This window comes from Streptomyces sp. NPDC059740, from assembly GCF_042733155.1.
GTDB lineage: Bacteria > Actinomycetota > Actinomycetes > Streptomycetales > Streptomycetaceae > Streptomyces.
This window is the reverse complement of record NZ_JBHWGP010000015.1, coordinates 65,236-76,319: the sequence shown is the minus strand read 5'-3', so window position 1 is coordinate 76,319 and position 11,084 is coordinate 65,236. Positions and strand designations below refer to the sequence as shown.

The 11,084-nt window shown below is 69.8% G+C and carries 3 protein-coding genes; all 3 read right to left on the bottom strand.

Going from position 1 to position 11,084, the window contains the following annotated elements:
- Positions 1-108: 108 nt before the first annotated feature.
- Positions 109-1,167 carry a chitinase gene (locus ACFV3R_RS19370; protein WP_385584049.1) on the bottom strand — a complete coding sequence of 353 codons (1,059 nt, stop codon included), beginning with the start codon at positions 1,165-1,167 and terminating at the stop codon, positions 109-111.
- A gap of 663 nt (positions 1,168-1,830) precedes the next feature.
- Entirely contained in the window at positions 1,831-1,992 is a 162-nt protein-coding gene (locus ACFV3R_RS19365; protein WP_385584045.1) for a hypothetical protein, read from the bottom strand.
- Positions 1,993-2,195: 203 nt separating this feature from the next.
- Positions 2,196-10,805 (bottom strand): toxin glutamine deamidase domain-containing protein, encoded by an 8,610-nt coding sequence (locus ACFV3R_RS19360; RefSeq protein WP_385584041.1) that lies wholly within the window; start codon positions 10,803-10,805, stop codon positions 2,196-2,198.
- Between the last annotated feature and the right edge of the window lie 279 nt (positions 10,806-11,084).

Below are 11,084 nucleotides of genomic sequence, written 5' to 3'. Positions count from 1 at the left end.
TTTTGTTTTTTTAATATCTCGCATTTTCGGCCGGGGGGCGTTCGTGGGGTAACCTGGGTTGGGGGGTAGTGCGGCCCCCGACGGGGGTGCCCCCCGCCGGCAGCCCCCTCAGCCCTGGTAACCGGTGATGATCTTCGTGAACTCCCAGGGCTGCTGCGTCACGCTGCTGCACGCGCCGTCGGCCCAGTTGTGCGGTACCGCGGGGTCGCAGGCGCGGTCGCGGTTGACGTCCCAGTAGGAGAGCGCGGCGAGGTGCTTGCCGCGGGCGAAGGCGAGCAGGTCCCGGAAGGTGTCCTGGGTGTAGAGCTCGCTGGGCTGGTCGGTGTGCCCGTTCATCAGCTGGAGGGAGGTGTGGGCCCAGGCGGTCGCCGAGTCCCAGCCGTACAGGCTCTGCAGCTGCGTGTTGACGGCTTCGGCGACCTGCTCCGCCGCGTCGGTCTGCGTCCCGGACGCCAGCCCGAAGTCGAAGTCCATGATGTTGACGGTGTCGAGGCGGGCGCCCGCACTGATCGCCTGGCGTATCTCGTCCTTGCCGGAGTCGGGCAGACCCACGGTGGTCATCGGGATGGTGAGGGTCACCTTCAGGTCGGGGTTGTCCTGCTCCAGCGTCTTGATCGCCGCCCAGCGCACCGCCATGTTCGCGTCGAGGTCGTCGCCCTCCCAGTCCAGGTCGATGCGGCTGAGCCCGTACTTGTCGATCACCTTCTGGTAGGCGGCGGCCAGCGCCCCGGCACTACTGCACCCCGCGCCCAGTTCCGCCCCGTTGTAGCCGCCGAAGGAGACGCCCACCTCGCCGCCGGCCGCCTTCACCGCCTGGACGTCGGCAAGGACCGTGGTGTCCGAGGCCACGGTGTGCGCGCTGTCGCCGTCCCAGGCGGGCGTACAGCCGCCGGAGTCCAGCACGAAGGCGAGGAGCAGCTGGTTCTCCCCGGCGGCGACGATGTCGGAGACCGGCTGCGGGGAGTTGTCCAGCGGCATGTAGTACGCCGGGTGGTGGAAGCCGGAGTCGGCGACGGCCGCGGACGCCGGACGGACGGTGGCGGGCGAGGCGGCAGCGGCGCCGCTCGGGGCCAGGCCGGTCACGGTTGCGGCGACGAGCGCCGCCGCGGCGACGGCCACGGCCCGGAACGGCTTCCGGTGGCCGGCGGGCGAGGAGGTGGGGGGCATGCGGATCTCCCAACGCTGCGGTCTTCGCGGGACCGGCGCGCCCACGGTCCCGAACACCCGCGGTGGGCGAGCGGGTTCGGGGGAGACGGCTGCGGTGCGTGGGGCTCGCGGCACGACGGGAGGCGGCACCGGCCCCAGGAGGGGGACTGGTACAGACCAATCTGGCCCGGTGGGTCGAGCGGCGTCAATACCCGTGACAGGGCGGGGCTTTCGCAGCCGCCGACGGCGTTCCCGACGGCCGGGGCGCCCTGCTGACGGGGCTACTCCGCGCTCCAGGGGCCCGTGGCCCGGCGGGGGCAGGCCTGCATGAGGGAGTTGGGTGGAGAGGTGAGTGGGGTGCGTACGGTCCCCGCAGCCCGGCGCTGTGGCGCGGTGACGCACAGGGCGTACGGGCCTGTTCGTCGCGTCGGGGCCGGTCTGGATCGCCGGATCGGACCGGCTCGGCTCGGCGCTGAGGGTGGCGAGCGACGAGCCGCCACTCGCCCCGGCCGCCTGCGAGAAGCTCATCGATGGTCGGGGCGGAGAAGGGGGCGGGGGAGGGGAGGCGCGGGCGACGCCGGGCAGACCTGCGCCTCAGCTTTGCCGCTTTCGGCGCGGCCGGTGGAGGATTCCCTCCGCCACCGGCCGTGTGCTGCGTCTTGCGAGCGACTGAGGCGAAGACGGCTATGCGGACTGTGTTCCGGAATTGTCGTAGTCCTGGAGCAGCGTGCCGTCCTTGGCCCACTTGCGTCGCCGGACCTCGTGCCCCTTCTCGTTGTGTTCCAGGTGCCTGGCGAGCTGCCCGTTGGCGTGCCACTCGTACCAGTCCCCCACGATGACACCCATGACCGTGGTTCCCTGATGTTTCCTGGAGCCGTCCGGATGCCACGCCTCCTGGGGACCGCTGGAGATTCCCGCGTGGTAAGAGGCGATTTCGAGAATACGCCCGTCCTCGTCCTCCGTGACGACCTCGCCCGTGAAAGGTTCACCCTCGTAGCACACGCGGAAATCGTCGTCGTATTCGGTGTCTTCGTCGCTTACGCGCATGATCAATCCTCCGCAGGCAGTTCAACGTTCGGAAAGCGTCGGTAATCCCCCATGGCGTGATGGTACCTGCCGCTGTAACTCGGAACGTCGCGCAGGATGACGTTGCAGTTACCGCAGGCCTCTGCCGGATTGCCGAGCTTCCCCTTGTCCAGCCACCTGGGATCGAACCGCATTTCCTTCAGGGCGTCTCGGGGCAGTGGCGGCGGCGTCGAATCCTCCCCGTGCTGCTCGCGCCACTTCGCGTCGGATTCCCGTTGCCGGGCCCAGAGCAACTCGTTCGTGGCCTTGACCTCCGCGTGCCCCAGCGGCATATCGGGATGCACCCTGCCATCGAACACCTGTTCGCCCCTTAGGACCTTCTTGTTCTCATCCCTGAGCGCCTTGCCGTTGGGGCCGACCAAGTCTGCGATCCGGATCTTTCCAGGTGCGTCCATGACGGGGTGCTGCCACACCGCCATGTCCATGTAGTTCTCCCGCAGCAACGGGTGGACCTGCGCCATCGGGATGGTGTCGGCCTTCGTTCCGTTGACGCCTTCGGTGATGTGGCCGGTACGCAGGTCGATGGCGACGGCGGAGCAGGGCCCGTTCCCCTTGGCCTGGCTGTGTACCTCGGTGGCCCGCTGCCGAGAGAGCTCGCCCAGGTACTTCTTCACGGGCTTTCCGTCGACCGTGTTGATGAGGCCGTCCTCATCCCGAGTGACGCGCGAGTCGTCGATGCTCTCCACCAACGACCCACGTTCCTTTTCCGGCTCGTATTCGGGGTCGTGGATGTCCGGCGCCGGGCCCGGGTCGTCCGGGGCGGGGAATTGCGGCGGGTCCACCCGCACATCGTTCGCCGACATGGGCTTGTGGGGCGGTGCGTCGGCCGACGGCTCGGTCGACTCGTGGGAGTGGTCTCCCTGGGTGTCGTGGTGGGGCTCCGCCGAGTTCTCCGGCTGATGCCCGTCGGACCGCGTGTCCTGGGAGTTGCCGGCGTTCTCGTTCGACGTGGGCCGCGCTGTCGTCGGAGAGTCGGGCTGGGGGAGTGCCGGGTGGCGGTCCGGGGTGAGGGGTACGGCGTGGACGCCGTTGCTGGCGTCATAGAGGGGACGAGCGCCGTGCGTTCCCGTCGTGGGGTCTACGTACACGACGAGGCCGTTGTTGTTGACGGCGTTCCAGGCGTGCGGGCGGCCGGCGGAGTCGGTGGTGACGATCACCGCCTGGGCTCCGGGGCCCTCACGGCGGAGGAGCACCTCCAGCCCGTGGTACGCGTCCGGGCCGTCGCCGTAGTCGTGGAAACGAGCGCCGAGGGCGTTCTCCATACGGTCGCGGCTGTTGGACTCGGCACGGTCGTCGGGACGCCCGTCCGGGTGGTCGTCGGTGCGCGGCGCCGCGACGGTCGGGTGGCCCGAGTAGGTGTCGACGAAGGACAACGCCGCGTCGGGGCTGTTGTTCGCGCGCCCCGGCTCGCTGTGGTCCCGGCCGTTGACGTGCTGGAGCCACTCACCCTTGCGGGGGTCGGGGTGCCGTTGCGGGTTGCCGTCGTCGTCGCGGGGGACGTGCTGCTCCAGCGCCTGCTGGTCCGCAGGGTCCGGGCGGCGCAGGCCACCGCTGTCGGCGTCGTAGGGACGGCTGTCGGAGGCCGGCGGCGGCAGTTCGTCGTCGCGGGTCGGTGTGGTCGGGGAGGACTGCTCGGGGTGGGTGTCCTCAGCGTGGTCCTGCTGGGACTGGGCATTGTCCTCGTGGTCGTGCTGCGTCTGGGCGTGGTCGTCGTCGGCGGACTGGTGGGACTGGGCGTCGTGGTAGTCGGTGTCGGAGTCGCTGCTGTCGCCGGACTGGTCGGGCTGGTCGGACTGGTGGGACTTGGCGTCCTGGTAGTCGCCGTCGAGGTCGCCGTCGTCGTCGGACTGCTGGTTCTTGGCGTCGTGGTAGACGTCGTCCGACTGCTGGGAGCGGGCGTCGTCATCGGTCCGGTCCGACCGGTCGGCCGGGGCCTCGTCACCGCGGGTCTGCTGCGACGGGGTGTCGTTCCCGTGGTGCGAGTCGTTGTTGTCCGACGGGGTGTGGCCGTTGCCGGTCGAGCCGTCCGAGGTGTGGGTCCCGGTGTTGTCGCCGGTGTGCTCGTCGGGCGTGCTGCCGGGGTTCTGCGGCGGCCTGGGGCCGGAGCCGTGGCTGCCGGGGTTCTCGGGAGGCTTGGGTGCCCCGTCGCGGCTGCCGGTGTGCCCGCCCGGTGTGCTGCCGGCGGTGTCGGGGGTTTTGGGCTCTACATCCAGGCGCAGGGAGATGTTCTCGTTGGAGTCCTTGATGATGGACCCGGTGGTGAGTTGATGGCCGCCGTTGCCGTCGGCGTCGCTCTTGAGGTCGTTGTGGGTGCGGACGATGTTGGCGGTGTTCTTGCCGTTGTCCGTGGCAAGGATCGCCTGCACCACTGCCTGATCACCGGGGCTGCGGGTGTCGAAGTCGAGCCGGTTGGAGCCGCCCAGCAGACCGTCCAGCGTGGACTTGGCCTCTTCGCCGGAGATGTTCTGCTGGTAGAGGTGGTCGGGCAGCCTGTCGGGGATGCAGTCGGGGGTGACGGGCTGGGCCAGGGCCTTCTTGATGGCGCCGTTTCCCTTGCCCTCGCTCTCGTTGTGGACGGCCCACTGATGGAGGAAGGCGTCACTGGCCGTGTAGGCGCGGGAGGGGTCGTCGGCGCGGTAGGTCTCCATGACGACGCCGAAGCTCTTGCCTTCGGTGTCCTTGCCGAAGGAGTTGACGAACCTGCCGCCCGAGTAGGGGTGGGCACTCGCCGCGTTGGAGTGCTGCTCCTCGTTCTCCCCCTCCTCGGGGTTCGGGTTGGTGCGGTGGAAGTCTTTGGTCTCCTGCTCGTACTCGCGTGCTCCGGGCTGCAGTTGCTTGCCCTCCGTCGCCAGTACTCCGACGGCCCTTCTCATCTCCGCCGTCCCGTTCTCCCCGTCCTTCACCTTGTCGTGATAGTTGGACAGGCGTTCAGGAGCGGGAGGCAGCGGGGCCCGGGGCGGCCGGGCAGGTTCGGCTTGGCCCTGGTCGTGCGGCTGCTGCGGCTCGTCACCGTCGTGCGCCTGCTGCGACTGGTTGTCGTCGCCGGAGGCGTGCGTCTCGTCGTGGTCGTCGTCGGACTGGTGGGACTCGGTGTCGCTGTCGGACTGGTGGGACTTGGCGTCGTGGTACTCGGCGTCGTCGTCGGACGAGTCGGACCGCTCGGAGCGGGCGTCGTCGTTGCGGGTCTGCTGCGACGGGGTGTCGTTCCCGTGGTGCGAGTCGTTGTTGTCCGACGGGGTGTGGCCGTTGCCGGTCGAGCCGTCCGAGGTGTGGGCCCCGGTGTTGTCGCCCGTGTGCTCGTCGGGCGTGCTGCCGGGGTTCTGCGGCGGCCTGGGGCCCGAGCCGTGGCTGCCGGGGTTCTCGGGAGGCTTGGGTGCCCCGTCGCGGCTGCCGGTGTGCCCGCCCGGTGTGCTGCCGGCGGTGTCGGGGGTTTTGGGCTCTACATCCAGGCGCAGGTGGATGTTGCCGTTCCCGTCCCTGATGACGGAGCCCGTGGTGATCTGGACGCCGCCGTTGCTCTTGCCCTTCACGTCGTTGTAGGTGCGGACGATGTTGGCGGTGCTCTTGCCGTTGTCGGTGGCGAGGATCTTCTTGACCGCGGGGTCGTCGGTGTTGCGGGCGTCGAAGTCGAAGCGGTTCTTGTCGCCCAGGACGTCCTTGAGCGCGGCCTTGGGGGCCTCGCCGGAGATGTTCTGCTGGTAGAGGTGGTCGGGCAGCTTGTTCGGGACGTCGTTCGGCGTGAAGGGCTTGTTGAGCTCCTTCAGGGCCGCGTTGTCGCTCTTCCCCTCGCTCTTCTCATGCGCGGACCACTGGTGCAGGAAGCCCTCGCTGGCCGTGTAGGCGCGGGAGGGGTCGTCGGCGCGGTAGGTCTCCATGACGACGCCGAAGCTCTTGCCTTCGTTGTCCTTGCCGAAGGAGTTGACGAACTTCCCGCCCGTGGTGGGGCGTCCGCCGGCGGCGTTGTCCGAGTCCATCTCGTAGTCCGAGGACGTCTGCTCGTACTGCCGCGAGCCGGCCTGCGGCTCTTTGCCTTCCACCGCCAGGACGCCGGTGGCCTTCTTCAGCTTCATGACGTCCTGCTCACCGTCCTTCATCGCCTCGTGGTAGTTGCTGAGGCGCTGGTCGGCGGGCGGCAGCGGGGCGCGTTGCGGCCTGGCGGGCTGGTCCTGGCCCTGGTCGTGCGGCGGCTGGGTGTGGGTGTCGTTCCCGTCGGACGGGTGCGACTGGCCTTCGTCACCGTGCGGCTGAGTGTCGTCGTGCGACTGGGTGTCGTCGTGCGACTGCTCGGGCTGGGCGTCGTTCCGGTGGTCCTGCTGCGACTGGCCGTCGTCGTTCGAGTGCTGGGACTGGGTGTCGCCGTCGGACTGGTGGGACCGGGTGTCGTGGTAGTCGGTGTCGGAGTCGCTGCTGTCGCCGGTCTGGTCGGACGGGTCGGACTGGTGGGACTTGGCGTCCTGGTAGTCGCCGTCGAGGTCGCCGTCGTCGTCGGACTGCTGGTTCTTGGCGTCGTGGTACTCGGCGTCGTCGGACCGGTCGGACTGCGTGTCGTCGCCGCGGGACTGCTGCGACTGCGTGTCGTCGTCGCGGGACTGCTGCGACTGCGTGTCGTCGTCGCGGTGCGGGGCGTTCTGGCGCGAGTCCTGGTGCTGCGAGTCGTTGTGCTGCGGGCTGTCGTGGTGTGAGGTCGTGTCGCCCTGGTGCGACGAGCCGGGCGAGGCGTGACCCGATCCAGCTCCGTCCTGGTGCCCGCCTCCGGAGGAGCGCGTCCCGGGCTGGTCCGGCCGGGAGTTGCCGCCGGCGTGGTGGTGCGCGTCGCCGCTGCCGGTGTCGGGCGCCTTGGGCGCGACGTCGAGGCGCAGGTGGATGTTGCCGTTGTCGTCCTTGATGACGGAGCCGGTGGTGATCTCCACACCGTTTCCGTCCTTGTTGCCCTTGAGGTCGTTGAAGGTGCGGACGATGTTGGCGGTGCTCTTGCCGTTGTCGGTGGCGAGGATCTTCTTGACCGCGGGGTCGTCGGTGTTGCGGGCGTCGAAGTCGAAGCGGTTCTTGTCGCCCAGGACGTCCTTGAGCGCGGCCTTGGGGGCCTCGCCGGAGATGTTCTGCTGGTAGAGGTGATCGGGCAGCTTGTTCGGAACGTCGTTCGGCGTGAAGGGCTTGGCGAGTTCCTTGCCGGCGGCCTTGTCGCTCTTGCCTTCGCTCTTGTCGTGGGCTGCGAGCTGGTGGAGGAACGCCTCGCTGGCCGTGTAGGGGTGCGAGGTCTCCTTGGCGCGGTAGGTCTCCATGACGACGCCGAAGCTCTTGCCGTCGGCGTCCTTGCCGAAGGAGTTGACGAACTTGCCGCCCTTCTCAGGACGTCCGCCGGCGGCGTTGCCCTCGGCCTCTTCGTAGTCCGAGGACTTCTGCTCGTACTGGCGGGCGCCCGCCTGCGGCTCCTTGCCGTCCACCGCCAGGACGCCGGTGGCCTTCTTCACCTTCAGAGCTTCGTGCTCCCCGTCCTCCATGGCCTTGTGGTAGTTGGACAGGCGCTCCGGGGCGGGTGCCAGCGGCTTCTTCTGGGGTGCGGGCTCGTTCTGGCTCTGATCCTGGGGCTGGTGGGTCGGAGCCTCGTCGCCGTGGGGACGCTGGGACTGGGTGTCATCGCCGTGGTCCTGCTGCGACTCAGCGGTGTCGTTGTGGTCCTGCTGGGACTGGCTGTCGTCGCCGTGGTTCTGCTGCGACTGGTTGTCGTTCCCGTGGTTCTGCTGCGACCCGGAGTCGTCACCGTGAGTCTGCTGCGTCTGGGCGTGGTCGTCGTCGGACTGGTGGGACTGGGTGTCGTGGTAGTCGGAGTCGGAGCCGCTGCTGTCCTCGTCCTGGTGGGACTTGGCGTCCTGGTAGTCGCCGTCAAGGTCGCCGTCGTCGTCGGACTGCTGGTTCTTGGCGTCGTGGTACTCGGTGTCGCTGTCGGAGTGCTGGGACGAGGAGTCGTCCCCGGACTGCTGGGGCCGGCTGTCGTTGCCGTGGTTCTGCTGCGCCTGGCCGTCGTTCTGCGACGGGGACTGCCGGCCGTCCTGGGGCGACTGATGGTCCCCTGGTCCCTGCTGGTCGGCCGAACCCTGCTGGTGATCCTGCGGCGTGGTCTGCGGCTGGGACGACTGCTGGTTGTTCGAAGTACCCGGGTGCTGGCCGTCCTGCTGCTGCGTCTGCTGCTGCGGGGACGGCGTGCTCTGGGGCGACTGCTGGTTGTTCTGCTGGGGCGACTGCTGCTGCCCCTGCTGGTTCTGCTGCTGGGCGTTGTTGTGCTGGTTCTGGCTCTGCTGGCCGCCCTGGTTGTTCTGCGCGGCGTTGGGGTCGTGCGGGTTGCGGTTGCCGTCGAGGGTGAGGTGCCAGACGCCGTTGGCGTTGCCGTGCAGCGGTGTGTTGCTGACCTGGCCGGTCTGGGAGTCGACCCACTTCACCTGGCCGTTGTGGTTCACCGCGTTGAAGACGTGCGCCCCGCCGTTCGGCCAGCTGACGAGGACGACGGAAGCCGAGCCGGGTCCGGCCTGCTGAAGCTCGTTGGCGATGTTGTGGTACGCGTCCGGGGCGCTCTGCCCGGAGTGGCGGAAGTTGGTCCCCGCCCATTGCTGGATGTTGTTCGTTCCGTTGCTCTCACCGGTGACGCGGTCCGGGTTCCCGTTGGCGTCGGTGTCCTGCGTTCGGGGGGCGGAGACCTGGGGGTTGCCGTACCAGGACTCGAGGAACGACCGGCTGCAATCCGCGCAGTTGTTGGAGCGGCCCGGCACGGTGGGCCCACCGTCGTTCTGCATCTGCGCCCACGGCTGGTCGGGGTCGGCGTGGCGCTGCGGCGTGCCGTCCGGGTTCCGCGGGAAGTTGTTCTCGAGCGTCTGCTGGTCGTGCGGGTCCGGCGAGTTCAGGCCCTGCGGCTGGTGATTCAGGCCGGACCGGATGTCGTCCAGGCTGGGCCGCGGCGGGTGCTGCGGAGCCGGCGACTGGTTGTTCTGCTGCGGCTGAGCAGCGCCGTTCTGCTGGGTGGAGTGATCCGGCTGCTGCTGATGCGTCGGCTGAGGCTGCGGCACCGGCGTGGGTTGCTGCTGCTGGTTCTGCTGGTTCTGCTGGTTCTGCTGGTCGGGCTGGGGCGTCTGGTTCTGCGGGGTCTGCTGGTGAGGCTGCTGCTGCGGGTTGGGCGACGGCTGGGTCTGCTGCTGCGGGTTGGGCGTCGACTGGGTCTGCTGCTGGGGTGAAGGCTGCTGCTTGCCGTCGTGCTGTGGCGCAGGCTTGACCTGCGGCTCGGGCGTCGGCTGAACCTGGTGCGGCCTGGACAGCGGAAAGTCGCCAGGACGGTTCGGCTGCTGTGTGTTCCCCTGCTGGTTGCTGTCCGGCCGAGTGGCGTCCGGCCGGGAGGTGCCGGGGCGCGGGCCGTCAGGGCGTGCCGTGTCCGGGCGGTTGCTCTGGAACGGGTTGTCGCGGGTCGGCCCGGTAGGACGGGGGCTCTGCGTCGGCTGGCTCGGTCGGCGCGGAGAGCTGTCCCCATGGGGACGGGCCCCGTCAGGCCTGCCGGTGTCAGGGCGCCGCGGCGGAGGCGGTGTGGAACCGCCACCGTGCGTGGGCACGCTCGGCCGCGGCGGCGCGGTGGCCGTGGCCGCGGACTGGTGCGGCGGCATGGTGGTGGGGCCGCCCATGGGACCGTAGGCGTTGCCCCCCTGCGAGCTCTGCGTCGAGGGCGGCGTGTAGCCCGAGTGGTCCGAGGGCGACGGATTGTTCAGCGCCGAGGTGGGGGGCGGTGCCATCGTGGTCGCCGCAGAGTCGAGGGTCACCCCGTCCTCTGTGTCGTGGGTAGCGCCGTCGTGGCCCACATGCTGCCCGGTCTGGCCGGACGAGCTGCTGTGCGACGTCGCGCCGCCCTGCATCGGGAAACCGGCGTGCGGCATGGTCGGCCGGCCGCCACCGGTGGCATTGGCCCCGTCCAGCTGGTTGCCCGAGTCGGACGCCCCGTCGTGCGTGGACGAGGGTCCGTTGTCGGTCGTGGAGTCCGGCGTCGGAGTGCCTGTGTCGGAGTGGCCACCGTTGGGGGCGAAGGGGTTCTCGCCGTGGGTCGGTTGTGTGGTGGCGTGTTCCGCGGGGTTGTGATGGGTGGGCGAGCCGTGCTCCGCAGCCGGCGCCGACTCCTGATGGGTGGACCCGCCGGAGTGGGACGGCCCGCGGTCGTGCGTGGAGTTCCCCGAGTGGGACTGCCCGTCATGGTGGGTGGAGCCGCCCGCGTGGGACTGCCCGTCGTGATGGGTGGAGCCGCCCGCGTGGGACTGCCCGTCGTGATGGGTGGAGCCGCCGGTGTGGGACCCGTCGTGATGGGTGGAGCCGCCGGTGTGGGACTGGCCGCCGTGGGAGCCGCCTCCGTGGTCGGAGGGCGTGTGCGTACCGGAGTGCCCCTGCCCGCCGTCGTGGTGCGTCGAGCCGCCGGAATGCCCCTGGCCACCGTCGTGCGTGGAGCCGCCGGTGTGGGACTGCCCACTGTCAGGCGAGGGGCTCGAGTCGTTGCCCATCTGAGCACCGACGTGGGGCTGTCCGCTGTCCGGCCTGAGGGTGGTGTCCATCGGCCTGTCGCCGTGGGTCGGCGTGTCGGCCGGTGTGGTCGGGGTGCTCTGGTGTGTCGGCCCGTCGGTCGGCGTGCCCTGATGAGTGGGTCCGTCGGCGGGGGTGCCCTGGTGGGTGGGCGTGGTGGCGGGGGTGTCGTGGTGCGTCGGTCCGTCGGCCGGTGTGGTCGGGGTGCTCTGGTGCGTCGGCCCGTCGGTCGGCGTGCCCTGATGAGTGGGTCCGTCGGCGGGAGTGCCCTGGTGGGTGGGTGTGGTGGCGGGGGTGTCTTGGTGCGTCGG

Bases quoted from the DNA above. Each gene is read 5' to 3' on its own strand.
- ACFV3R_RS19370 (WP_385584049.1), bottom strand. From the start codon at position 1,167: ATGCCCCCCACCTCCTCGCCCGCCGGCCACCGGAAGCCGTTCCGGGCC.
- ACFV3R_RS19365 (WP_385584045.1), bottom strand. From the start codon at position 1,992: ATGGGTGTCATCGTGGGGGACTGGTACGAGTGGCACGCCAACGGGCAG.
- ACFV3R_RS19360 (WP_385584041.1), bottom strand. From the start codon at position 10,805: ATGGACACCACCCTCAGGCCGGACAGCGGACAGCCCCACGTCGGTGCT.